Genomic DNA, 25120 nt, shown 5'->3' on the forward strand with positions numbered 1-25120 from the left:
ATAAGATAGATAAGATAGATAAGATAGATAAGATAGATAAGATAGATAAGATAGATAAGATAGAATAAGTAACGCCCCAAGACTTATAGATAAAAAGCGAGCGGGATCACAGCATTAATGGAGTGCTGACGGATAGATACTCGTAGGCTTTTTATCATTATGTATTCCTGAGATACTGAACAAAATTCATTTTAGGGCGGATCGTTTTAATAACTGCGCTTTTCCCTGTCATTCAAACATACTGCTCGCTATAGGTTGATTGCTTTCCTGTGTAGGGTGCTATTAGCCGAGTTAGGATAAAATATTTTATGAGTACAATGGGAATCGCAATTGGTGCGACCGCTCTTTCGTTAATACTGATTGCTGTTTGGTTGGTCTCTTTGTCGCTAAGAAAAAAGCGCTTAGAACAAGAACGTAAAGCTCGCGCTGTCGCTTACCGAAAAGCGATTGAAAAAGCACGTATCCAAGAGCAAAAAGATCGTCAATTTAAGGCTGAAACAGGGCATGTGCCGTCGATTTTATATTTGGCGAAAGAGGCCGAACGAGTCAATCTTAAGGAAGCTCTGTATTGGTACGATAAAGCTGCCCATTTAGACAATGTCAACGGCATGTACGGCATTGTGCGTCTGAGTATGAAGTGCAAAGAAGACCTAATTTTAAGAGAAAAGGCCAATTTTTGGCAGTTAGCGATATCAGCACTGGATAATGATCCGCTTGCAAAATTCGAGGTGGGTAAAGCACTCGTGTTTGGTCGCGGAGTTGAGAAAAACCTTCCGAAAGGCAGCGCCTATATTGAAGAGTCTGCAGTTAGTGGTAACACCGAAGCGATGCTTTTCATGGGGGATTGGTGTTTAGATAGAGAGAACCCAGATTATTCTCCAGAAAGCTCTTTCATGTGGTTCAGAAAAGCGGCTGAAAAGAATAACCTAGACGGAAAAATCAAATTGGGTATGAGCTATTTGAACGGTGTTGGCGTTGTCGCTAATCATCGTGAAGCGGTTTACTGGTTTGAAACGGCAGCTGAAAAAAACTGTGCAGAAGCGATGTTTAAAGCCGGTGAGGCGTGGATTGACCATGGTGAGCACGGCAATGCTATCGCGTATATCTGGTTATTCTTATCGGCTCATTTTGGCTATGCGGATGCGAGGTATTTGAGAGATAAAGTTGGTGGGGATCTTGGTGTTGACGCCGTTGTGGGATTACAGGCCCTGACTAAGCCAATAATGACCAAGTTGACGCAAGAAGCAATCACCAAGCACTCTATCGTTAAAGCGCTCAACAAGCTCTACAAACGCGATATCCCAGTACATAAGAAAGTGAAAGAAGCCTCTGACGAAGAGGGTGATGAGTTAGGTGTCGATAAGGCGGATTTGGATACTGAAGCCTCAAATGCTCAAGCTTCAAGTGCTCAAGGTTTAAATGGCAACAATCACCAACAGGCGGCTGAAAACCATGATGGTGCCAAGGCAAGCGCAAATCGAGCATCACAAGACAAGCAAGCTAATTCTAATAGCGGTTCTTTGGACTTTAGCCAACCGGCAGTCGAGTCTAACTGGAAGAGCAATTAATAAACCGTGTTTATGAGTTATTACTTGTGTTCTGAACATGACTGAAACGAGTAGTTCTACAATTTAAAAAATCCAACGATGTTATATGATTGTAGATATTATAACTGACTGTATTAAGCCGCTAAGTCATACGGTAGGTATTATTGACTGCGGCGGGTAAAGCACTCAAACAAAAAAAGGGAAGCATCTGCTTCCCTTTTTGTTTATGTACGATTTGCTTTTTAGAGCTTAGAGCTTAGAGCTTAGAGCTTAGAGCTCAGAACTGTTTAGGTTCAGAGCAGCTAAAGGTTTATTGCTCTTTGTTTTGCTCGGCTTTACATACAGCAGCAGTGAACACTACGTCTGTTGAGCTGTTAAGCGCTGTTTCAGCTGAATCTTGAATCACACCGATAATGAAACCAACCGCTACAACCTGCATCGCTACATCGTTTGAAATACCGAATAGGCCACACGCTAGCGGGATAAGCAGTAGTGAACCGCCAGCAACACCCGATGCGCCACATGCTGAAACTGCAGCAACAAGGCTTAGTAGAATCGCAGTGAAGATATCAATCTCAATACCCATAGTGTGTACAGCAGCAAGCGTTAACACAGTAATGGTGATTGCAGCGCCTGCCATGTTGATCGTTGCGCCTAGAGGAATCGATACAGAGTAAGTATCTTCGTCTAGCTTTAGCTTCTTACAAAGGTTCATGTTCACTGGGATGTTTGCAGCGCTTGAACGAGTGAAGAATGCCGTTACACCAGATTCACGAATACATTGCAGTACAAGTGGGTATGGGTTTTGTTTTGTTTTAATAAATACAAGCAGTGGGTTAACCACAAGTGCGATGATCAGCATTGAGCTTAGTAGTACTGCTAGTAGTTGACCGTAGCTTGCCAGTGCATCGAAGCCTGTTGTTGCGAATGTTGCAGAAACAAGACCGAAGATACCGAATGGCGCAAGACGAATAATGAAGCGAACAATGTGTGAAACACTGTGGCTTAGGTCTTCGAAAACCGCTTTGGTTGTTGCAGATGCGTGGTGCAGAGCAAGACCAAGACCGATTGCCCAAGCAAGAATACCGATGTAGTTCGCATTCATTAGTGCGCTAACTGGGTTGTCTACAAGCTTGAATAGAAGCGTATGAAGAACTTCTGCAATACCTTGAGGAGGGTTAGCACCTTCAGCGCCAGCAACCAGTGTCAAAGTGGTTGGGAACATGAAGCTCAGTACTACAGCAGTCAGTGCAGCAGAGAACGTACCAATCAGGTAAAGCACAATGATTGGACGCATATGGGTGTGCTGACCTTTCTTTTGGTTTGCGATAGAAGCTGCAACAAGAATGAATACTAAAATTGGGGCAACAGCTTTCAGAGCACCAACAAACAGACTACCTAATAGGCCTGCATCTTGAGCTGCTGAAGGAGAAACCATGGCGAGAACGACACCGAAAACAATACCAGCAAGGATCTGTAGAACGAGATTTCCACGAGCGATGCGGGCGAGCATGTTGTGATTTTGCATAAAATACCTGCAATTGTTAATTTATTATAGTGATGTATCTTTTTATGAAGTTGTACCAAATCCAACTATACACTAGCGGAATTGGCGGTCATATTAGCGGGATCTAAGAGGGTGTCTAGGGATAGTTTACTTTTAGGGTTATTGTTTGCGCTAAGTGGTGTTTTTAGAGCTAAATGTTAAATAAATGTATTTTGATTGAGCTATAAATCTGCTGATTCTCATTTGATAGATTCAAAACACTGCAAATGTAGAAATGTAAACGGCTATAGGAAAGAACATTGTGTGCATAAATAACCACACCATTATCAAATTGAAACAAAAAGCCCCACGTGATTAACACGATGGGGCTCATTGTCTTAAATTAAAGTTATCTTAAGTTAGGTTATCTTAAATACAGCTTATAGCTGTTAACCTTAAACCTTAAACGTTAGTCAGATGCTTTTTTAAGATTGCGGCCTTCTGATTGTACGGTTTTGTACATCTTGGAAAGCTGCTTATTGTTAGCGCGTTGTTCCGCTAACGAGGCGCCATTTCGGGCTTGTTCTCGCAATAATTTTCGATAGTTAGCAAATCGTCGCTCAGACAACTCTCCACTTTCAATCGCCTTGCGTATCTTGCAACCCGGTTCTGATTCATGATGACAATCAGAGAATCGGCAATGCATGGCTAACTCTTCCACATCAGAAAAGGTTTCACTCACGCCTTCAGCGCAGTCAGCAAGTTGTAGCTCTCGCATTCCTGGAGTATCGAGCAGTAAGCCGCCCGATGTTAGCAAGTGGAGCGATCGTGATGTGGTTGTGTGTCGGCCTTTACTATCGTCTTCACGAATGCCACCTGTGGCTTGTTCAGCCTCACCAAGTAATGAGTTGACTAAGGTGGATTTACCCACACCGGATGAACCCATTAAAGCCACAGTCTTGCCCGTTTTACACCAAGGCGACAAAACTTGAGTTGAGTCTTGGTCTAGGCTATTCACCGCTTCGATCATCAGCATAGAATCTAAGCTTTGCACTTGTTGTACTTTGTCTTCGTAGTCATCACACAAGTCTTTCTTGGTGAGTACGATAACCGCTTCAACCTGTGCTTCATTGGCGAGCGCTAGGTAGCGTTCAATACGGCTTAGATTAAAGTCGTTATTTAACGAAACCACGATAAATACCGTGTCGATGTTAGCTGAGATATATTGTTCGGCGACACGGCTACCTGCAGCTTTACGGCTGAAGAGTGATTGACGGTCTAATAAACGGCCGAATTGCAGTTCAGAGTTCAAGATTACCCAGTCGCCTACCGTCATTGCGGGTTGGTTTTGATGGATAGGGAGAACGATTTCGCCTTGTTCTGACGCTAGTGTATAGCCGCTGCGATGGTGCGCGGTAATACGAGCAATGACGGATTGGTCATAGTCTTCGAGTGTCAGTTGTTGTTGGAATACAGGTTGCCATCCAAGTTGTTGAAGTGACATTGGATTAGAAAATGCGTTTTGTGAATTCATGTCTATTTACCCAGACGTGCGAGCTTTCTTTTCTTATCAGTGCATTAAAGTCTTATGAGAGCATTAACTTCTTGTGAGATCTCAATTTGTTGATGAGATCAAAAGAGTTAATGAGACCAAAAAGAGTTGCTGAGATTAAAAGCGTCGAGCGTCAAAAATGTTTTGAGTTTGGGTCGAATTCAAATAGATAGGACCCCGGATTGAGTCATGCTTTACAGGCATGCAGGAATTGATCACTTACGATCAATAGTAAACCGGGTAAAAGTGTGCGGTCGTCAAAGAGTGACGATAAGTTGGTCGATCGGTATTTAAGTTGGATTAACCAAACAAGTTAACGCGTTACTTTTACTGCCAGTTTTAGTGTCTTCATTACAATCATCTTCTATTCTCCTTGGTTATTAATGTGGTCAGGCTTTGAATAAAAAGCGAGCTCAGTTTAGCAAAAAGCCACGATGGCGAGAAGTCATCGTGGCTTAAATTATTTCATCGGTTGTAAATCTGATTAATGATGATCGTGATTCATCTTTTTCATACCGCTCATCACTTTCTTCACTGGCGCATCAAAGGTCTGTGTTTCACCGTTTGCGAAGGTCAGTGTCATTTTGATTTGTTCACCTTCTTTTAGGCTGCTTTTCAAGTCAAACAACATGATGTGTAAGCTACCTGGTTTAAGTACTGCTTTACCATTTGCAGGGATGGTGATCGCTTGAACTTGACGCATCTTCATTACGTCGCCATCAACGATAACATCATGAAGTTCAACCTTTCCTGCTGCTGGTGTTGTTGCAGAAACAATAGCGTGATCTTTATCGCTATGGTTCATCAGAGTCGTGAATACCGCGCTGTTCACTGCTGAAGGCGGGGTTGCGCGCGCGTACGCGTCATGAACCATAATGTCGCTATTCGCTTGAGCAAGAGGAGTGAGCAATAAGCCTGCTAGAGCAAGTGCTTTTAACTTCATGTTGTTGTCCTTAGTTTTCTGTTTTGGTCTGGGACCTGACTTTTTGTTCGAACTTTATTCGTTAAGTTCTTTATTTTTGTACACGTTGTTTCTCGTCGCTGATGACTTGGTACGTTAGCGCGTTAATGTGTTAATAGCTTCAACAATTGGCGCTGGCGTTAACGTATGCGGCACTTTGGTAATCAGCGTGCCATCGGGTTTTAAAAAATAGAAATATGAGCTGTGGTCTAGGGTGTATTCCAACTCTGAACCTTCAAGCTTGGTCTTTCTAAAAATAACACCGTAGTTGTGTGCAAGCGTTGTTGTCACATCTAACGGGCCACTTAATCCTTCCATCATTGGGTGGAAGTATTGTGCGTATTCGTATGAGGCTTCAGCGGCATCACGTTCTGGATCGAGAGAAACAAACATCGGGCGAATCTTGGCTTTTGCTTCATCAGAAATCTGGTTAAGTGCTCCGGCTAACATTGCTAGAGAAGTAGGGCACACATCTGGGCAACGTGTGAAACCAAAATAAACGATACGAATTCTGTCATCGGTTTGGTCAAAGATTTCCGTTGGCTGGTTATCTTTGCCGAAAAGGGTTGTTGCGGAGAATTGTTGTTTTGCCGCGTGTTGTTTTTGAGCTTCGTTTTGCCCATCAAGATAACTTTTAACGCCAAAGCCAAGGACAAAAGCGACAACCAATGCTAACGACCAATTTCTACTCATCTTGCCATCCTTATTGCCGGATTTACAGTATCGACACCATCAGTGAGCTCACCGATCCATGTCATCTTGTCTAAAGTACATACAGGTAAAATCACATCACCTTCATAGGTATTATTGCCAATGTTTTTTAATTGAAAACGTGCCGAGCCCATTTCCATCTCTAAACCTGTAAGCGACAGCATTAATGTGTCAGAGGCTGCGCCTTCCCACACTACTTTGATTTTGGTGGGAGCCAGAGGTTGAGCCGTCTCGCGATCAAGTGTCATCGTAACTGTATTTTGCTCACACGATGTGGTGGAAAGCATGCAGTAATCATCTAAGTTAACCTCAGCAGAGGCTCGCTCCATCGCTGATTCAAATTGCTGAATTGCTTGCGGCCCATAAAAGCCTGCCACGAGAGCGATCCCAAGAGCAGCAACCTTTAATGCAGAGTGCATGTCGTGTTCTCATCTAATTTTATAAGAGCGGCGATGTTATCATATCCCTCAATATGTGCTTGTATCAAAAAGTAATTTTGTGCGTATGGTAGAACTAAAAAAGCGAAGCCATTGGCTTCGCTTTTGTCTGTGTCATAGGTTCATGAGCTTAGTCTTTCTAAGTTCTATCCGTTCTGAATACGCTTGAGAATGGATAGAATGATCAGTCAGCGTTGCGCTCTGCAAATTTCTCTAACCCAAGGACCAGAGCAATCGCTACAAGCATCATCACAATAGCCATTACTAGCTGTGAAGGTTGAGAAGTGACGGCTTCAAAATCAAACGGTGACAAGTTTTCTTGAATCAGAGGAACTTGCTCACCTTTAGAGTTTGTACGCCAGCTGATCGTTTCTTTCCACGGCCAAATCTTCGGCAGTGTACCGATCATCAAACCAGTCAAGAATACTAATGTGAAGTCGCGGAATGAGCGCAATAGCCAAGACAGTACATGTGAGAAAGTCAGCAGTCCGATCACACAGCCCGCAAGGAATAGCGCAAGTACATCGACCTGAAACTCTTTAACGGCACCAAGTACCGGGCCGTACATACCAATTAATAGCAGAATGAAGCTTCCTGAGATACCGGGTAAAATCATCGCGCAGATAGCAATCGCACCCGCAATCAATACGTTGATGCTGGTTGGCTCCATTTGCAGCGGTTTAAGCACGGTAATGCTATAAGCGAAAGCAACGCCAAGCAGCAAAAACACGAAGCGAATCATATCGCGTTTCTCTACTTGCTTAAGAATATGGAAAACCGACACCAAGATCAGGCCGAAGAAGAAAGACCACAGTGGAACAGGGTGGGTGACTAATAACCAAGAAATCAATTTTGCGAATGTCGTAATGCTCGTGAATACGCCCGCGAACAGTGAAATTAGGAAGAAACCATTGATGTGATTAAACGCGGCTTTGAAGCCTTCGCGTTTCCATAAGCCAAGTACGCTAGGGTTAATTCTGCGAATGCTTTCTAGCAGCGTATCGTAGATACCAGTGATGAATGCGATGGTTCCGCCCGACACGCCAGGAACAACGTCTGCTGAGCCCATTGCCATGCCTTTGAAAAAAGTACTTAAGTAGTTCATTGCTTCATAGAGTTGAGGATGATTTTGTGCAGTATACAAACTTTAGTGTAAAAAAAGTATGAATATGCCTTTGGCGAGGTGCTTTATTACCTCTTTAATTGTAAGGCAATACGTTGATGTGAACATCTGCCTTACATTTAAAATACAACTGCTTGGTGTCTTATTATTATCGGCGGCAGTGAAACCTGTTTTCTATCGATATTGCATCTTGGTTGCATTATGCAAATGCACTTTGCAATTCGCATCATGAATTAGAGGTTTTTATGCGATGCAGGGCTTATAAAATGGCTGAATTAAAGTTGGCACGCTAACTGCATTATATACATTGACCCTTCTTAAGCCGAGGGTCACCTAGCCAACTGACGTTGTTAGTGAACTTATGATTTGTTCACAAATATATAGAGCCAATCGCGATTATTGCGGTTGGCTATTTTTTTGTCTGTCGTTTGGCTCTTTATGATCAGCTATCTGCTATTAACCCCATGCTCCAAACGAAAAAAAAGCCAGTCACCATAGGCAACTAGCTTAAGCTTTTCTCGAATCAATCTCGAATCAATCTCGAATCAATCTCGAATCGTTTAGTACCCCATCAACTGCAGTAAATTCTCCGCTGTGCTGATCGCTTCTTTACGGTTAGCAATGTTTAGTTTTTGGTAAAGGTTACGGATGTGAGTCTTGATGGTGGTACCTGCGACATCGAGTTCTTGAGCGATCTGCTCGTTACTGAACCCTGAATAGATCAAACCAAGTACTTGCCATTCACGCTGGGTGAGTGGGCTTGTGCGCACAAGTTCAGGAATGTTTGGGTGATTGACTAAGTTTTCGACAAAGTCTTCATCAAAGTGAACCGAGCGGCTGCGTTGGGTGGTCGAGATATCTTTCATGATCTGTTGAGCGCGATGGCGTTCTAAGTCACCTAAGCCAGGCTTGTTACTCAACTTATCCAAGATATGTCCGATAGTCCCGCCGTCTACTAAGAAGTTGCCGACCATACCGGTTTGGTTAGTCATATGAAGCGCTTCTTCAAGTAGCACGCGTGCGCTGTCTTCATCGTTAATTTGTGTACGTAACACGGCTTCAACGATCAAGTTTCGGTTGGTGTCTGTAATCAGATGTGAACGCTGAGCTTCACTCTTAAGGAAAGTCAGCGCTTCTTCCGCTTCTTCATACTGCTCAAGAATGATGTGAGCGCGAACGATGTTTCTCCATTGCAGTTGGCAGAAGTGGTTGCTTGCCGATTCAGGTCGAACAGCCACATTCAACCAATCACGTATCGCCTCTTTATTGCCTTTTACTTGCCAAAAAAGAATCAAAGAAAGAGAAGCGTTCGCCGTCCAGTCCACGTGGTAAGTCGATTGACGCAATAGGTGCTGAATTTGGTCGATAAACTTAGATGCTTTATCAATTTCACCGCGACTCAGTGAAATACGAGCCAGCATTGAATAGCTGTGAAGGTGCTTACTTGGTGAATGGTGACCAAGGATATCCAAGCCTTTGTAACAGCACTCTTCCGCTTCATCTAATCGGTTCCAACACCAGAATATTTGAGCTCTAACACGCAGTAAGAATTCATGCAGAGGCACGTATTTTAGCTGGTGTTCTTCGATCAATTTGAACGCACTGTCTTGCAGCTCGAATGCCGCTTGAACGTAACCCTGTGCAATTAAGATCTCGCTCTGTTGTAGAATTGCCCAAAGCGCTTGGTGGTAAACTTGATACTGGCGTGCAAGTTTTTCTGTTTGCTGCATCATCGGCAGTGCACGGCTCAAGTTGCCCATTACGTGATTGACTTCACCAACAACAGACGTGGCGACAATTCGGCTACGATAAACGGTGGTGTTCAGCTGACTTAGCGAAAGCTCTGCCAATTCCAAGGCTTTTTCAGGTTCATTGCTGTTAATAGCAACTTGCGCGCGCAGGGCGTTGTATTGCCCTTGTTGTTGAGTATCGAGTTCAATATTTCGAGCTTGATATTGTGTTTCAGCCTCTTCCAATAATGTCCCTACTTGTTCGTAGCGGTGCTGACTTTGTGCTAGCCAAGCTCGTAACATGGACAGTTTAGGGTCGCTGTAAAGTTGATCCGTAGTCAGTTGCTTGATCGCCATCTCTAACGAGGAAAGCTCGCCTTGGTTGAACATCGGCCAACCGTGGTCTGTCAGTATTTGAATGATCAGTTCTGGGTCTTCAGCGCGCTGTGCATGGCGTAGTGCTTGGTGTGGTGTGTCTTGTTTAATCCACGCCTTCGCGGCACTTCGGTGCAACTCTGCTTCTTGTTGAGGGATTCGAGCTTGACGCTCATGTGCCAAAAATTCACCAAACAGGTTATGGAAACGATACCAGTTCTTTTCGCCTTCAAGCGGGTAGATGAATAAACCGAATCGATTTAATGATTCGATCATACCCAGTGCGTCTTCACGCTGTGTTAGCGCACAAACCAGTTCGTCGTTGAAGTGGTCAAGCACTGAACACTGCATCAAGAACTGTCGAGTTTCTTTGTCTAACAGGTCGAAAACCTCTTCAACCAAGTAGTCCCAAAGATGGGCTTGATTAAAGTGGGAGAAGGACTCAGCAGACTGCGCCAGCGTGCGTTTTTGATGTTGGGCTTGCAGCGCAATAAGTTGAAGTGCAGAAGGCCAACCCTCTACATAGGTACAAATACTGTCTGCCGTTGTGTCATCAATACCATCGGCAACACGCTGATTAAAAAAGCGCGTCGTCTCTTCGGTATCAAAAGCCAGCGAGTCATTACCTAATTCGATCATTAAGTCTCGAACGCGAAGGTTTGCCGTACCTAGGGGGGGGGTACCACGACTGGTTACAACCAGCGTAAGATTGTCGGGCATATGTTTGAGGAAAAAGCGCATTGCTTCTTGAATGTCATCATTGTTGACTAAATGGTAGTCGTCTAAAACAAGAAAACATTCATGATGATAGTCCGACATCTCGGCGAATACTTCGCTCAATAAAGAATGCAGCGATGAAAACTGTCGTTTCTCTGCCAGTTTTTGGGCATTGGGACAGGAATTTTGAGTCGCTTTATTGAGTGATTGGAGTAGGTAGTTGATAAAACGGAAGGCATCGTTGTCACTATCATCGATGCTGTACCAACCCACATTCGGCTTATCTAACAGCCACTGTGCAGCCATGGTGGTCTTGCCATAGCCCGCAGGAGAACGGAACAATACAAGCTTATAGCAATCTGCGTTCTGGAGCAGATCGAGAACCCTAGGTCGTAGGATTGCATTATGTAAGCGGCCGGGACGAGTCAGTTTCGAAGGGATCCACATGTCGAAGTTTTTCACCTATTCCGTGGCGTATGTTTTGGGGATTCTAAAACCGTAAAAGAGTTGCCCAATCACATCTGCCTAATTACTTAAGTCTGTGCTTATGTTACGTGAAGAAAAATGGCATCGACTATGATTCTCCTCAGAAACCTTGCGGTCTTGCATGTTTTTGGCTTTCTACGCCCTTAATTTGAGACTTTGCTCACGTTGCGTGGTGGTTTGTGAATGTGACTTTGTTCGGTCTTACACTGAGATTTATGCAAAAGATGAGATATGGAAAATAATTTCGTGATCTCAAACTCAGATTTGCTAATCAGTTTATTCCGGTTAAATAAAACTCACATCAATTAACGTTAAGTTATCGAACGGGAGCTTGTGATCTTAGTCACTCCAACTTTTTGTTCGAAGTTAGAACATGAGAGTCAGATCACTAACCTTACATCGGTACGCCCCCTACGCCCTCTCATCTACTCCTAGTTAGTCGTATTAACGGGAGGATGTTTAGTTAATGGTGACCATGCACGATATGTCACAGATGAATTAGAACTATTAAAAGCGAGATTTCTGAAATGAAACCAACTCAGCAAAAAACTTTCGATAAAGTGTCGTTCCAAGAAAGCGTTAAAAAGCATTTATCTGCAACTTACGCAACAACGATTGAAAACGCAGATAGCCGCGCATGGTACCTAGCGATGGGGCGTGCGCTAGCAGAATTGACAACATTTGACCTGCTAGAAACTGAAAATGATGAAAAAATCAAAAACGCGAAGAGCGTTAACTACCTTTCATTAGAGTTTTTGATTGGTCGTCTAACAGGTAACAACCTGATCAGCATGGGGCTGTACGAACAGATTACTCATGCAATGGAAGAGCTAGGCCAAAACCTAACTGACCTTCTAGAAGAAGAACGCGACCCATCGCTAGGTAATGGTGGTCTTGGTCGTCTTGCTGCTTGTTTTATGGATTCTTGTGCTGCACAAGAGTACCCAACAGTAGGCTACGGTCTTCACTACGAATACGGCCTATTCAAACAGTCTTTCCAAGATGGTCGTCAACAAGAAGCACCAGACGCATGGCGTGGTGTTGAAGGTTACCCATGGGAAGTCGCTCGTCCAGAGCTAGCACAACACATTGGTTTTTACGGTCATGTAGAAGTTGAATTCATCGACGGTAAAGAAGTTCGTACTTGGGTTCCAGGTATGGAAGTAAAAGCAATGCCTTGGGATCTACCTATCGTAGGTTACGAGTCAAACACGGTTTATCCATTGCGTCTTTGGGAATGTCAGGCAATTGCACCATTCTCACTAGCAAGCTTTAACAACGGTGATTACTTCGAAGCGCAACACTCGCTAATCGATGCAGGTAACATCACTAAAGTACTTTACCCGAACGACAACCACGAGAAAGGTAAGACACTGCGTCTAATGCAGCAGTACTTCCACTCAGCAGCGTCAGTTCGCGATATTCTACGCCGCCACGAAGCCGCAGGTTTCTCTCTAGAAGATCTGCCTAAGCAAGAAACGATTCAGCTGAACGATACGCACCCAACGATTGCGATTCCTGAGCTAATGCGCATCCTAATCGACGAGAAAGGTCTATCTTGGGATCAAGCATGGGAAATCAGTGCACATACGTTCGCTTACACGAACCACACACTACTTCCAGAAGCGCTAGAGACTTGGTCTGAATCGCTGATCAACCGTCTTCTTCCACGTCACATGGAAATCATTTTTGAAATCAACCACCGCTTCATGCAAGAAGTTCGCAAGATGTGGCCTGGTGACGGTGAGAAACAAGCGAAGCTTTCTATCATCCAAGAAGGTTTCCACCGCATGGTTCGCATGGCAAACCTATGTGTGATTGGTTCTTACAAAGTAAATGGTGTAGCGGCACTTCACTCTCAACTTGTTAAGAAAGACTTGTTCCCAGAGTTCAACGAAATCTTCCCAGGTAAACTGACTAACGTAACGAACGGCATCACGCCACGTCGTTGGTTGAAGTTCTGTAACCCAGGTCTATCTAATCTAATCACAGGTAAGATTGGCTCTGAGTGGCCAGCAAAACTTGAGCAGCTAGAAGGCATCGCTAAGTTTGCAACAGACGCGAAATTCCAAAAAGAATTTATGGCTGTTAAGAAAGAAAACAAACAGCGTCTTGCGGATTGGGTTCAAGAGAATATGGGTATCGAGCTAGATACTAACGCTATCTTCGACGTTCAAATTAAGCGTCTGCACGAATACAAGCGTCAGCACCTAGATTTGCTACACATTCTGTCTCTGTACCACCGTATTCTTAACGAACCTGGTTTCGAGTGTGAGCCACGCGTATGTTTCTTCGCAGCGAAAGCAGCACCGGGTTACCACCTAGCAAAAGAAATCATCTTCGCGGTTAACAAGATTGCAGAGAAGATCAACAACGATCCTCGCATCGGTAACAAGCTTAAAGTGGTATTCATCCCTGACTACCGTGTAAGCATGGCTGAAATCATCATCCCTGCAGCAGACGTTTCTCAGCAAATCTCATTAGCTGGTAAAGAAGCTTCAGGTACGGGCAACATGAAGATGGCTCTAAACGGCGCTCTAACTATCGGTACGATGGATGGTGCAAACGTTGAGATTCGTGAAGAAGTTGGTGATGAAAACATCTACATCTTCGGCCTAGAAGTTGACGGTGTTGTTGCACTGAAAGCTCAGGGTTACAACCCATACGATTACTACAATGCAGACCCACTATTGAAAGCATCTCTAGATCTACTGACTGGCGATGAGTTCACTCCAGGTCAACCAGGTCTTCTACGTGCAACGTTTGATAGCCTACTAGACGGTGGTGACCCTTACCTATGTCTTGCTGACTTCGCATCTTATGTGAAAGCGCACGAAGACATGGGTACGCAATACAAAGACCAAGCAGGCTGGGCTAAGAAAGCGATTCTTAACACGGCATTGGTTGGTAAGTTCACATCAGACCGCTCAATTCGCGACTACGTGAACAACATCTGGAAACTTGAAGCGGTTAACCGTTAATAGTTGCAAAGTAGCCAAGGCAGTTTCTGCCTTGGCTCAATTAGCTTGTGAGCAAATAGACGGCTTATTCAGATAGCAATGCTTACAAACTGATTGTCACAAGCTAATTGATTAGTAAAAATTAAATAGACAACCCTACAAAAATTGAAAGCGTCAGAACGTTTTCGGAGAGAGCGATGAAAGAACAGACCGTATTAAAACAAGTCGCAGAAATGGCAAATATTGCCGATAGTTACGTTAGTGCGTGGGGCGATGAAGCACAAGTATCAGAAGAGACGATTACGTCTCTATTGGCTTCATTGGGCTACGATACAAGCAGCGATGATGCACTGCTTAAATCTGCAGAAAGAAAGCACAGAAAAGATGTACTAGACCCGGTTCTTGTCTTGCGTGACGGTGAGCCAGTAGAAGTGACACTCAATCTGGGTGTGAGTGCTCGTGAAAGTGAGTTCAGCTGGCGCTTAGAAACCGAGCAAGGAGAGGTACTTGAAGGCTATCTTCAATCTCAAGTCGTTCGTGACGAGCGTGCCGAGGGTGGCCCTTTAGTGTTTGCATTGCCAAGTGATTTGGCATGGGGTTATCACAAGCTCATTGTGAGTCGTAAGCGCCGTAAGAAACCTTACGAGATGACGTTGATTATTACGCCAAAAGCGTGCTTCAAGCAGTCACCCATTGAGCAAGGCAAAAAGCTTTGGGGACCAAGTGTTCAACTGTACACGCTAAGAACTCAGCACAACTGGGGTATTGGTGATTTCGGTGACCTAAAACAGCTTGTTTCGGATATCGCGTCTCGCGGTGGTGACTTTGTTGGTCTAAACCCAATTCACTCACTGTTCCCTGCGAACCCGGAAGGTGCTAGCCCATACAGCCCGTCTTCACGTCGTTGGTTGAACGTCTTATACATTGATGTGAGTTCAGTTCCTGAGTTCGCATTAAGCGCGGAAGCGCAACAAACGGTAGGCAGCGCCGAGTTCCAGCAGCGCCTACAGAAAGCTCGTGAAGCGCACTGGGTGAATTACACTGAAGTGTCTGAGCTGAAGATGAGCATCTTACCTCTGCTATTCGCAGAATTTAAGACTCGTCATCTAGACAAAAACAGCGACCGCGCACAAGCGTTCTTAGCGTTCGTTGAAGAGGGCGGTGAAAGCCTGATGCATCAAGCCGCGTTTGATGCTCTGCACGGTGAACTGCATGCTGAAGATTCAGGTATGTGGGGCTGGCCTGTATTCCCAGAGAAATTCCGTACATTTGAAAGCCCTGCGACCCAGAAATACATCAAAGATAACCTAGATCAAGTGCATCTCTATATGTACCTACAATGGTTAGCCGATTGCCAAATCAACGATGCACAGTCTCTTGCTGAAGAGAAAGGCATGGCGGTTGGACTGTACCGTGACTTAGCGGTAGGCGTTGCAGATTCAGGCAGCGAGACATGGGCTGATGAAGGCAACCTAGTGATGGATGCGAGCATTGGTGCTCCACCGGATATTCTTGGTCCTCTAGGCCAAAACTGGGGCTTACCGCCACTAAACCCAGAAGTACTTCAAGAAACCGGCTACGACGCTTACATCAAACTACTTCGTGCCAACATGAAGCACTGTGGTGCATTGCGTATTGACCATGTTTTAGGTCTGCTGCGTTTGTGGTGGATTCCAAAGGGTGAGAACGCAACGAAAGGTGCGTACATCTACTACCCAGTGCAAGACATGCTGTCTATTCTGGCGCTTGAATCTCACCGTTACCAATGCAGCGTTATCGGTGAAGACTTAGGCACGGTACCGGATGAAATCGTAGACATCCTTGCTGATGCTGGCGTGCATTCTTACAAAGTCTTCTTCTTCGAAACATCAGAAAATGACGGTGGTTTTATTTCTCCGAAGCACTACGCGTCACAATCGATGGCAGCACTGTGTACTCACGATATGCCAACGCTTCGCGGCTTCTGGCACTGTGATGACTTGAAAATGGGTCAAGAGATTGGTTTATACCCAGACGCACAACAGCTAGAAACTTTGTTCGATAACCGCTTGGAGTGCAAGCAAGGTATCTTAGACTCAGTGGCATGGCACGGCTTCCTACCTGAAGGTGTTGGGCGTGATGCAAGTCAAGTGCCGATGGATTCTTATCTTGCTGAAGCGCTTCAGTTGCACGTTGCGGCTGGTGGCTCAACACTCCTGAGTGTTCAGTTGGAAGATTGGCTAGAGATGGATAAGCCCGTTAACATCCCTGGTACGGTCGATGAGTACCCTAACTGGCGTCGTAAACTATCAATGAACTTGGACGAAATCTTCGCTCATGAAGGCGTGAATCGTATCGCATCTAAGCTAACTGATGTACGAGAAAAAGCAGCTAAGTAATGGAGTCGAGTGGCTTGAAAAGAGGTGGTTTTTTGCTTACGCCGTACGAAACTACAACCTCGGTCACTCAATATTGAATGCTCATCTGGTAGAATAAACCGTCGTTATATTGCCCGCACTAATAGCGGGCATTTTTGTATTATGTTTTTTGGATGTTTGGTTAGGGAGAAGCGTTTTGGAACTAAGTTCGATTTCAAAGCAAAAACAAATATATACCCAACTATCACAGGCTTGCTTCACAGATCCATTTGCGTTTTTAGGGCCATACTTACCTTCTGAACAAGGTTCATTACGAGTGTGGATTCCTGGGGCAGATAAAGTCGAGTTGATTGTTGGAAAGGAACCTCGTATTAAGTTAGCGCGAGAGGGTGAAAGTGGTTTCATTCTTAAGCAAGAAAGAGACTTACGTTTTACTCACTACAAGCTTGCGGTTGATTGGAATGGAGTAGAGCAGATCATCGATGATCCATACCAATACCATGATCTGTACGCGAGTTATGAGGATCTTCATACACCTAAAGATATGTATCATCACATGGGAGCTCAGTTTATTACGCTAGAGCGTGATGGACAGACGATTTCAGGCACGCGTTTCTTGGTGTACGCACCGCATGCAACAGCGGCTAGCTTGGTGGGTAACTTCAACGCTTGGGATGGTCGTCGCCACCCAATGCAGCGTCTAGATTATGGTATGTGGGGCTTATTTATTCCTGATCTGGAAGAAGGCGCACAATACAAGTTTGAATTAAAAGGGCCTGATGGCGAAGGCTTGCCACATAAAGCTGACCCATGGGGTTTCTACTCTGAGCAGTACCCATCATTTTCATCTGTGACTTACGATCACGCTCGCTACCAGTGGCAAGATTCTCAATGGCAGAATCGCCCAGTGACGCAAAAGCGCAAAGAAGCCCTTTCATTCTATGAATTGCATGCCGGCTCTTGGAAGCGCAATGCTGAAGGTGAATTCCTAAACTACCGTGAGCTAGCGGCAGAGCTAATCCCATATCTAACGGATCTCGGTTACACACACGTAGAGTTGATGCCGGTTTCAGAGCACCCGTTTTACGGCTCTTGGGGTTATCAGCCAATAGGCTTGTTTGCGCCAACAAGTCGTTTTGGTTCTCCAGATGATTTCAAATTCTTCGTCGACCAATGTCACCAAGCCGGTTTAGGTGTTGTTCTGGACTGGGTTCCTGCACACTTTCCAAGTGATGATCACGGCTTAGCTAACTTTGATGGAACGCCTTTGTTCCATGATCCAGATCCACGCCGTGGTTGGCACCAAGATTGGAACTCGTACATTTACGACTTAGGTAAAGAGCATGTTCGTCGCTTCTTAGTAGCAAATGCATTGTACTGGTTCGAACAATTCCATATCGATGGCATTCGTGTTGATGCTGTTGCTTCGATGTTGTACCTCGATTACTCGCGTAGCCATGATCAATGGATTCCGAATGTAGACGGCGGCAATGAAAATTACGACGCCATCGCGACCCTTAAGTGGATGAACGAAGAAGTGTACAAACACTTCCCGAATGCGATGACAATTGCTGAAGAATCGACGGCTTTCCCGGGTGTTTCAGCACCAACCTTTATGGGCGGTTTAGGCTTCGGTTTTAAGTGGAACATGGGTTGGATGCACGATAGCTTGTCTTACATTCAAGAAGATCCAATCAACCGTAAATATCACCACGATACGATTACCTTCCCGTTGGTTTATGCTCACAGCGAAAACTACGTATTGTCTCTGTCTCACGATGAGGTGGTTTACGGTAAAGGCTCTATCCACAACAAGATGCCGGGTGATGAGTGGCAGCAAACGGCTAACCTACGCGCTTACATGGGTTACATGTATGCACAACCGGGTAAAAAGCTGAACTTCATGGGCGCTGAATTCGGTCAAACGGCTGAATGGAATCATGATGATCAACTGCAGTGGTTCTTGTTGGAATATGAACGCCATCAAGGTGTTCAACGCTTAACGAAAGATTTGAACAATCTATACCGCTCTGAGGCGGCAATGCACGATCTTGATTTCGACCCGAAAGGTTTTGAATGGCGTCTACAAGATTCTGCTGAAGCAAGTATCTTAGCTCATGAACGTATTAGTGAGTTGGGTGAACGAGTATTGGTTGTTTCTAACTTTACGCCCGTTCCTCATGAGCGTTTCCGCTTAGGTGTTCCAGCCCAAGGCCAGTACTCGCTATTGCTGAATACTGACTCGGCTGATTACGCAGGCAGCGGTTTTGAAGTGAAGCAGGTTGCTCAGGTTGAATCAATAGCAAGCGAAGGTTTGGATACGTCGATTGAGCTGCGTTTGCCACCACTATCAACGGTGTTTTACAAATTAAACTAATAACAATCACAGTAAGTAAGTGATCACAAAGACGACAAAGGGAGCCCTGAGGCTCCCTTTTTTTGTTTCGATTTTCACTCTAAAACGGCTTGAATTTCGTTAAGTAGAACATTATACAGCACGTTATTTAAGCGATGCTTTCAATGAAAAACCTAAAATGGATACCAGAATAATTGTGGTTCTAAAACACGCTTTACGATCGCTAACACAACGATAAAGGCGATAACCATTAGCCAAACATAATCGATACGTTTCAAAGGCGCATAGCTATACCAAGTCCGTGACTTATGTCTGCCAAAACCTCGTAACGTCATTGCGTTTGAAATCTCGTCTGCACGGTCTAAGCTAGAAAAAATGAGCGGACCTAGAACCTTAGCAACGTTTTTGATGCGAGTGAGTAAAGGTGCTTTCTTCGATAGTTCAACGCCACGAGCCTGTTGCGCGTGCATGATATTGATGAAGTCTTTTTTAACTTCAGGTAAATAACGCAGTGTTAAGCTGACCGCGTAGGCGATTTTGTATGGAACGCCAATACGGTTGAGGCTTGCGGCAAACTCGGTCGGGTGCGTGGTAAAGACGAATATTAACGCTATCGGGAACATGCTCATGTATTTGAGCGTGACAGTGATTAAATAAAACAGAGTCTCTTGGCTCAACGAGTAGTTACTCGGCAGTGTCAGCAATAGAGTCTCGCTGCCGATGAGCTCTGTACCTTGCTGTGGAGCAAGCAGATACATGAACAAAGCATTTAGGCTTAATACACTCACCGTTCCCAATAACAAAGGCTTATAAACGCGCACAGGCACATTGGTGAGCTTTAGCAGGAATAAACCAGTCACAATAAGCAACGCGATCAATCTCAGGTCGAACGTAGTTAAAACCACAGTGACCCAAGCGAGAAAAAGTACAAATTTAGTGATGCCGTTCAGTGCGTGTAACGGTGATTTGGTATCAATGTAATTGATGCCAAATTTTACTTTTGATGCATTCATAGCGAGCTTCTCTCGTCGTCGATGAAGTACTGCATAAAAGCGTTGGTGTCGTCGATTTTCATTATAGTCGCAAGTTCATAAATGCTGGTAGTACAAAGGTTCGCACGTTCTAAAAGCGATGGCTGACTAAACACTTCCGTCATGGCTGCATTAGCAATTAACTTACTGTCTGCGATTACGATCGAACGTGTGGTGTATTCTAGAACCAAGTGCATGTCGTGTGAGATGATCACAACAGTAATGCCCAAATCTCGGTTAAGCTTTTGGATGAATGCCAGCATCGATGTGTAGTTACGGTAGTCTTGGCCTGCTGTTGGCTCATCTAAGATGAGGAGTTCAGGCTCCAACACTAAGATAGACGCGATCGTTACACGCTTTTTCTGACCATAGCTCAGAGCTTCAATGGGCCAGTGGCGGAACTTACTTAACCCGCAAAGCTCAAGAACGTTCTCTACTTTTTCTGTGATCAGTTGTTCTGCAATACCTCGGTTACGAAGACCAAAAGCAATCTCATCAAAAATCATATGATGTGAGATCATATGATTCGGGTTCTGCATCACCACACCGACTTTCTGGCTTCTTTCAAAGATGGAAAGTTCAGATAAGTCTTGACCATTTAGATAGGAAGAACCTGAATCAGCATCTATCACACCCATGATGAGTTTGGTGATAGTGGATTTACCCGAACCGTTCTTGCCCAAAATCGAGACAAACTCACCCTTACCAATTTTGAAACTCACATCTTCGAGTGCATTTTTTTCGCCGTCGTAAGAATAAGTTAAGCCATGAACTTCGAGTAAAGGCTGGTACTGTTTCTCTGCTACCGGTGCCGGGCGCTCAGCAAACCAAGCTTGAACTGCTGGGCGGAATCTTTTGTAATCCAAAGCTTTGAGGTTTGAAAGTTTATCTTCGTTAGTCAGAGGGGCTTTCGCTGCTTTAAGTGCAGATAAGTAGAGAGGTTCACGAATACCGTGCGTCTCAAGTAACTTGGACGCTAAGATGTCATCCGGAGTCATATCCGCGACTATTTCACCGCGCTCCATTAAGATTACACGATCGATATCTCGATGTAGAACATCCTCAAGGCGATGCTCGATAATCACGATAGTCTTGTTGGTTTCTTTATGAAGTTGGTCGATGATCTCAATCGTTGCTTTGCCCGTTTTAGGATCAAGGCTTGCTAAAGGCTCATCAAACAGCAAGATATCGACATCATCGACTAAAATACCCGCTAACGATACTCGCTGTTTTTGACCACCTGAAAGGTCATGAGGAGAGCGCTCAAGCATATCCGCTAGGTCGACCATTTTTGCTGTCGATTTAACTAACGGGTACATATCAATGTTCGACATCAACTGGTTTTCTAATGCGAACGCGATATCTTCACCGATACTTAACCCCACAAATTGGCTGTCAGTATCTTGCAATACTGTGCCGACTTGCTCGGTATAGTCGTGCATTGAAAACTCAGACACATTCTTGCCGTTGATCTCTAAAGAACCAGATACCTCACCTTTAATTGCATGAGGTATCAGACCATTGAGACACTGACCTAGCGTAGATTTACCACTACCACTTGGTCCAATAATGACGATTTTCTCTCCTTTCTCTATCCTTAGATTGATATTTTTTAGCGTCGGTTTATCCAGCGACTCATATCTAAAAGAGAAGTTCGAAAATGCTATAGTCATTAGCGTTTATGCCTCGGTCAGGTTACGGCTTTGTTTGTTACGTTTAGCGACTGATTTTAGGATCAGGAAGCCTACCACTGCGATAAGAATAGTGTTGCCCGCAGCGATGATAGACAGTTGAGTGAAGACTTTAGTAAACGGTTCTGCGTATAGGATGGTGTCTAGGAACGCGGAGCTACCATAACCCACAACGTTACCCGCAAGGGCAAGTACCACGAACAGTGCAAAATCTTTCATTGGCAGTTCACCTTGTTGAAGGCGATTCTTAGTCATCATTGGGAATAAGCCGATAACCATACCGACAATACCTGAGCCTAATACCCAAGTTAACCATACCCCCCAACCTGCGAACAAATCCGTTACCCAGTGACCGATAAAGCCAACCAAGAAGCCAACAATAGGGCCAAACAAAACAGAAAACAGTGCTAGGACTGCCATTGCTGGTTTCAATGTCGTGTTAGCAAACACTGGGACACCAAACATAGGTAAACCACCAATGCCGTACAGTGCCGCGCCAATAGCAATAACGACGACTGTTTTAGCTGAAAAGTTCATAGATAACCTCGAATACTGAAAATAAAGCATAATATTCGCCATTATTAATATGCGTCTCAATGAGAACGTTTTTTGGGCAAATATAAAAAATAAGGCGCGCATTATACAGTAGAACCCTTCCATAAGGGAAGGTAAGTGTCTAGATGTCTAAAATTCCATCTAGACGCATTAATATCATGTAAAAAGCGCAATTTTACGGTTAATCAAGCAACAAAAAAGCCAGAACGAGTCTGGCTTTTTGATTCATATTAACAATGTGTTAAGCGGGGTCGTCGTATATCTACGACCGTTTAGTGGTCTAGCTCTAGTTAGTGGTCTAGATACGGTTAGTGGTCTAGATATAGATAGTTTTGCCAACTCTTCATGCGAATAAGCACCTTACGCATGATAGATACGTGAGTGAAGCTATCAGAATAAACGGCCACTTCCACGGCAGTACCCATAGGCAAATGGTACTCAGACAGATCATCAGTGATGGTCAGCTTAACAAATACGCGGCCGCTAGTACGTAGTGCGTCAGTACCTAGAAGCGTGCCTCGAGCTTGAAATTGGCTTTCACCAATGGCTGGGATGACTTCATCAATGCGTCCTTTAAATACTTTTCCTGGTAGTGCTCTAAATAGAAACTCAGCTTCGTAGCCAGGTTGCAGGCGTTGTAGTGAGTTTTGTCTAAAGGCTGCGGTATAGAATTGCGCCTCAGTGTGAACAAAGGTCATCACCGGCGCTAATGGTAGTGGTACAGCCATTACACCAGGACGAAGAGCGAGTTGAGTTACGTAGCCATCGGTTGGTGCTCTTACTACCGTTTGGTCAAGATTGAATTCAGCTTTACGTAAATCAGCAAGTAAGCCTGCAACCGCTGTATTCTCACCGCCAATCTCAGAGTTAAGTGCGATCTGAGCTTGTTGTTGGTTTGCTTCGGCTACTTTCACAGCTGCTTCTGTGGCTTTGTATGCCTGTCGACGAGTATCGAGCTGTTGCTCTGTAAATGCGCCACTTTCGAAGCCTCGCTTGTATCGAGAGAATTCACGTTGTGCTTTATCTCTTTCTGCAATGGCTTTTATTTTGGCAGCTTCAGCTTCTCCAACTTGCGACTCTAGACCTAAGGCTCCTTGACTCGCTTCTTTTACTTTGGCTTGCAGCTTAGCAACTTCAGCTTCAAAAGGAATCGGGTCTATTTTGAAAAGGATATCCCCTTGCTTGAGAGGCTTATTTGCTTCAACCGGAACCTCGATGACTTTGCCTCGAACCCCTGAAACAATCGGTGTCGTTGAGTAAACTTGATTACCGATTTGTGTGAAAGGGTGGTTGTAGTTCATTAATAGAATCAAAGTACCGATGAGGACAACACCACCCAGTACGGCTGTTGGGACAGTCCATTTGTTTAGTGGGATTTTGAATACTTTGAAAATCGTAATACAAAGCGCCGCGTAGGTCATTATCAGCAGTAAATCCATTACTTAGCCTCCTGATCTTGAACGTTGTTTGTCTGTTTCTCTGTGCTGTTTTGCTCAGTGCCCGCTTGCTTTAGCTGTGCGATTTCGTTCTGAAGTGCACTCACTTGGTCGATGAGAGTGTCGACTCGGTGATGAATATCATGTTGTTCTTCTTCAAGCTTAGCGAAGCCCCAGCCACGATCTTTGCGCCACAACGTAGCCCAAATCCAAAGGAACGGCCAAATAGTGTGTAAAGTGAATAGGCTAACCCAGCCTGAGACATGAATAGCATCTTGATGAGGGTGATTACGTTCTTTCGCAATTTCATAAGGAATATCGTGAATAACGATGATGCCGTAAAAGATAACTAATGCTACGAAAATCAGTAGACCGAGTGCAAAGTAGTCTAAAAACATAACAGATCCTTGTAATGTTAGATGTTAGTTACAAATATACTACGCTATCATCCAAGTAATTGTTATAAAAATGATTTACCAATCTGAAAATAATATGTTGCTGCTAATAATGAGAATAAAATCACTGATGGATCTTATAAAATCCAATTGAACTTGAATAGGTTATTTCGGATTTCTTGCTGACAAGATGACAGTTCTGATTCAAACGATGCGCATAGCCATAATCATAGCCATAACAACAATAAATAAAGGATAAATGCGGATGTATATAGGTGAATTAGCGGCCATTGGCGCTGCGATGGTGTGGGCATGTGCGACATGGATCTATGGGCAATTTGGACATCGCTTCTCTGCGATGCAGTTGAACATTGTTAAGGGGGTTGTAGCCTCTGGCATGATGCTGTTGGTCATGCCGTTAATACCTATGCCTGAATTCGAACTGAGTGCTAACCATTTTGGGATCTTGGCGATCTCGGGAGTCATTGGTATCGCAGTTGGTGACAGTGCTTATTTTGCGGCATTAAAAAGAATTGGTGCCAATAAGACCTTGTTGCTGGAATCTCTGGCTCCACCTCTTTCTGGTGTTTTGGCATTAATGTTTCTTGGCGCGGCACTCACTTTGCAAAGTTGGCTCGGTGTTGTGATAACAACCTTAGCGGTGACCTTTGTGGTCTTTCAGCCGTCGAAATCAGCGAACGGTAATGATATTTCTAATGACAAAGCACAGTGGGGTGGCATTGGATATGGGCTTATGGCAAGTGTTTGTCAGGCGTCGGGCGTGGTGATTTCCCACTACGCATTGGTGGCGGGTGACATTCCACCATTGTTAGGTGCTTTGATTCGCCTGACGATTGGCGTGTTTGCCGTAATGCTGATTATCCCTTTCGTTGAAAAGAAGCCGTACTCGTCGATAAAAAGAGATTTATGGGCAATGACCAAGCTCGATAAACTTTGGTTATTAGGGGCAATCTTTGTCGGGACGTTTCTCGCTCTATGGCTTCAGCAAGTGGCGTTGAAAAATGCCAACCCTGCGATTGCTCAAACATTAATAGCGACCAGCCCGGTCTTTATTTTGGTGATTTATGCGATTAGAGGAGAGAGGGTGTCAAAGCAAAGTATCATCGGGACACTTGCCGCATTAGGTGGAATCTCTTTGTTCTTTTATCAATAAGAGGTTGGCTTAGCTACAGACCTACAGACCTACAGACCTA

At 44.5% G+C, this 25120-nt stretch carries 17 protein-coding genes; 5 read left to right on the plus strand and 12 right to left on the minus strand.

Going from position 1 to position 25120, the window contains the following annotated elements:
- Nucleotides 1-317: 317 nt before the first annotated feature.
- The gene (locus tag ACED53_RS13730) at nt 318-1568 is read left to right on the plus strand and encodes a tetratricopeptide repeat protein (RefSeq protein ID WP_029225483.1); all 1251 of its coding nucleotides are present in this window, start codon (nt 318-320) and stop codon (nt 1566-1568) included.
- A gap of 289 nt (nt 1569-1857) precedes the next feature.
- On the opposite strand, the gene sstT is transcribed toward ACED53_RS13730, so the two are convergent.
- The 7 genes from sstT to malT all read right to left on the minus strand — a co-directional run bounded on the left by sstT (nt 1858) and on the right by malT (nt 11086).
- Nucleotides 1858-3075, minus strand: a complete 1218-nt coding sequence (sstT, locus tag ACED53_RS13735) for a serine/threonine transporter SstT (protein WP_009845849.1) — start codon at nt 3073-3075, stop codon at nt 1858-1860.
- 427 nt (nt 3076-3502) lie between these two features.
- Nucleotides 3503-4567, minus strand: a complete 1065-nt coding sequence (rsgA, locus tag ACED53_RS13740) for a ribosome small subunit-dependent GTPase A (RefSeq protein ID WP_017100914.1) — start codon at nt 4565-4567, stop codon at nt 3503-3505.
- 502 nt (nt 4568-5069) lie between these two features.
- A complete protein-coding gene (locus ACED53_RS13745; RefSeq protein ID WP_017100915.1) occupies nt 5070-5528 on the minus strand; it encodes a copper chaperone PCu(A)C in 459 nt (152 codons plus the stop codon).
- Nucleotides 5529-5642: 114 nt separating this feature from the next.
- The gene (locus tag ACED53_RS13750; RefSeq protein WP_012600175.1) at nt 5643-6239 is read right to left on the minus strand and encodes an SCO family protein; all 597 of its coding nucleotides are present in this window, start codon (nt 6237-6239) and stop codon (nt 5643-5645) included.
- Nucleotides 6236-6676: a hypothetical protein gene (locus ACED53_RS13755; RefSeq protein WP_009845845.1), complete on the minus strand. Its 441-nt coding sequence runs from the start codon at nt 6674-6676 to the stop codon at nt 6236-6238. The genes ACED53_RS13750 and ACED53_RS13755 overlap by 4 nt, the downstream gene beginning before the upstream one ends.
- 202 nt (nt 6677-6878) lie before the next feature.
- Entirely contained in the window at nt 6879-7799 is a 921-nt protein-coding gene (locus tag ACED53_RS13760) for a DUF368 domain-containing protein (RefSeq protein ID WP_032499237.1), read from the minus strand.
- 578 nt (nt 7800-8377) lie between these two features.
- The gene (gene malT / locus ACED53_RS13765; protein ID WP_029223176.1) at nt 8378-11086 is read right to left on the minus strand and encodes an HTH-type transcriptional regulator MalT; all 2709 of its coding nucleotides are present in this window, start codon (nt 11084-11086) and stop codon (nt 8378-8380) included.
- A 566-nt stretch (nt 11087-11652) separates the two neighbouring features.
- On the opposite strand from malT, the gene ACED53_RS13770 reads away from it, so the two are divergent.
- From ACED53_RS13770 to glgB, 3 genes are all read left to right on the plus strand, one after another.
- Nucleotides 11653-14106 (plus strand): glycogen/starch/alpha-glucan phosphorylase, encoded by a 2454-nt coding sequence (locus ACED53_RS13770; protein WP_009845842.1) that lies wholly within the window; start codon nt 11653-11655, stop codon nt 14104-14106.
- Between the two features lie 176 nt (nt 14107-14282).
- Nucleotides 14283-16463 carry a 4-alpha-glucanotransferase gene (gene malQ / locus ACED53_RS13775; RefSeq protein WP_017096249.1) on the plus strand — a complete coding sequence of 727 codons (2181 nt, stop codon included), beginning with the start codon at nt 14283-14285 and terminating at the stop codon, nt 16461-16463.
- Nucleotides 16464-16638: 175 nt separating this feature from the next.
- Nucleotides 16639-18819, plus strand: a complete 2181-nt coding sequence (gene glgB / locus ACED53_RS13780; RefSeq protein ID WP_017100917.1) for a 1,4-alpha-glucan branching protein GlgB — start codon at nt 16639-16641, stop codon at nt 18817-18819.
- Nucleotides 18820-18971: 152 nt separating this feature from the next.
- Here the strand turns inward: glgB and ACED53_RS13785 are convergent, their stop codons facing one another.
- The 5 genes from ACED53_RS13785 to ACED53_RS13805 all read right to left on the minus strand — a co-directional run bounded on the left by ACED53_RS13785 (nt 18972) and on the right by ACED53_RS13805 (nt 23909).
- A complete protein-coding gene (locus tag ACED53_RS13785; RefSeq protein ID WP_017100918.1) occupies nt 18972-19811 on the minus strand; it encodes an energy-coupling factor transporter transmembrane protein EcfT in 840 nt (279 codons plus the stop codon).
- A complete protein-coding gene (locus ACED53_RS13790) occupies nt 19808-21502 on the minus strand; it encodes an ABC transporter ATP-binding protein (protein ID WP_017100919.1) in 1695 nt (564 codons plus the stop codon). Before ACED53_RS13790 ends, ACED53_RS13785 begins: the two co-directional genes overlap by 4 nt.
- 6 nt (nt 21503-21508) lie before the next feature.
- Nucleotides 21509-22057 (minus strand): ECF-type riboflavin transporter substrate-binding protein, encoded by a 549-nt coding sequence (locus ACED53_RS13795; protein WP_009845837.1) that lies wholly within the window; start codon nt 22055-22057, stop codon nt 21509-21511.
- A gap of 326 nt (nt 22058-22383) precedes the next feature.
- The gene (locus tag ACED53_RS13800; RefSeq protein ID WP_009845836.1) at nt 22384-23514 is read right to left on the minus strand and encodes an HlyD family secretion protein; all 1131 of its coding nucleotides are present in this window, start codon (nt 23512-23514) and stop codon (nt 22384-22386) included.
- Nucleotides 23514-23909, minus strand: a complete 396-nt coding sequence (locus ACED53_RS13805; protein ID WP_009845835.1) for a DUF3302 domain-containing protein — start codon at nt 23907-23909, stop codon at nt 23514-23516. Before ACED53_RS13805 ends, ACED53_RS13800 begins: the two co-directional genes overlap by 1 nt.
- Nucleotides 23910-24171: 262 nt before the next feature.
- Between ACED53_RS13805 and ACED53_RS13810 the strand changes: the two genes are divergently transcribed.
- Complete coding sequence (locus ACED53_RS13810; RefSeq protein WP_029225484.1) at nt 24172-25080, plus strand: DMT family transporter; 909 nt, start codon at nt 24172-24174, stop codon at nt 25078-25080.
- The last annotated feature ends 40 nt before the right edge of the window (nt 25081-25120 follow it).

The sequence above is a fragment of the Vibrio sp. 1F169 genome (assembly GCF_041439605.1).
Taxonomy (GTDB): Bacteria; Pseudomonadota; Gammaproteobacteria; order Enterobacterales; family Vibrionaceae; genus Vibrio; species Vibrio tasmaniensis_A.

What these genes read in the sequence shown, in the direction of transcription:
- ACED53_RS13730 (WP_029225483.1), top strand. Translation starts at nt 318, where the DNA reads ATGGGAATCGCAATTGGTGCGACCGCTCTTTCGTTAATACTGATTGCT.
- sstT (WP_009845849.1), bottom strand. Translation starts at nt 3,075, where the DNA reads ATGCAAAATCACAACATGCTCGCCCGCATCGCTCGTGGAAATCTCGTT.
- rsgA (WP_017100914.1), bottom strand. Translation starts at nt 4,567, where the DNA reads ATGAATTCACAAAACGCATTTTCTAATCCAATGTCACTTCAACAACTT.
- ACED53_RS13745 (WP_017100915.1), bottom strand. Translation starts at nt 5,528, where the DNA reads ATGAAGTTAAAAGCACTTGCTCTAGCAGGCTTATTGCTCACTCCTCTT.
- ACED53_RS13750 (WP_012600175.1), bottom strand. Translation starts at nt 6,239, where the DNA reads ATGAGTAGAAATTGGTCGTTAGCATTGGTTGTCGCTTTTGTCCTTGGC.
- ACED53_RS13755 (WP_009845845.1), bottom strand. Translation starts at nt 6,676, where the DNA reads ATGCACTCTGCATTAAAGGTTGCTGCTCTTGGGATCGCTCTCGTGGCA.
- ACED53_RS13760 (WP_032499237.1), bottom strand. Translation starts at nt 7,799, where the DNA reads ATGAACTACTTAAGTACTTTTTTCAAAGGCATGGCAATGGGCTCAGCA.
- malT (WP_029223176.1), bottom strand. Translation starts at nt 11,086, where the DNA reads ATGTGGATCCCTTCGAAACTGACTCGTCCCGGCCGCTTACATAATGCA.
- ACED53_RS13770 (WP_009845842.1), top strand. Translation starts at nt 11,653, where the DNA reads ATGAAACCAACTCAGCAAAAAACTTTCGATAAAGTGTCGTTCCAAGAA.
- malQ (WP_017096249.1), top strand. Translation starts at nt 14,283, where the DNA reads ATGAAAGAACAGACCGTATTAAAACAAGTCGCAGAAATGGCAAATATT.
- ACED53_RS13785 (WP_017100918.1), bottom strand. Translation starts at nt 19,811, where the DNA reads ATGAATGCATCAAAAGTAAAATTTGGCATCAATTACATTGATACCAAA.
- ACED53_RS13790 (WP_017100919.1), bottom strand. Translation starts at nt 21,502, where the DNA reads ATGACTATAGCATTTTCGAACTTCTCTTTTAGATATGAGTCGCTGGAT.
- ACED53_RS13795 (WP_009845837.1), bottom strand. Translation starts at nt 22,057, where the DNA reads ATGAACTTTTCAGCTAAAACAGTCGTCGTTATTGCTATTGGCGCGGCA.
- ACED53_RS13800 (WP_009845836.1), bottom strand. Translation starts at nt 23,514, where the DNA reads ATGGATTTACTGCTGATAATGACCTACGCGGCGCTTTGTATTACGATT.
- ACED53_RS13805 (WP_009845835.1), bottom strand. Translation starts at nt 23,909, where the DNA reads ATGTTTTTAGACTACTTTGCACTCGGTCTACTGATTTTCGTAGCATTA.
- ACED53_RS13810 (WP_029225484.1), top strand. Translation starts at nt 24,172, where the DNA reads ATGTATATAGGTGAATTAGCGGCCATTGGCGCTGCGATGGTGTGGGCA.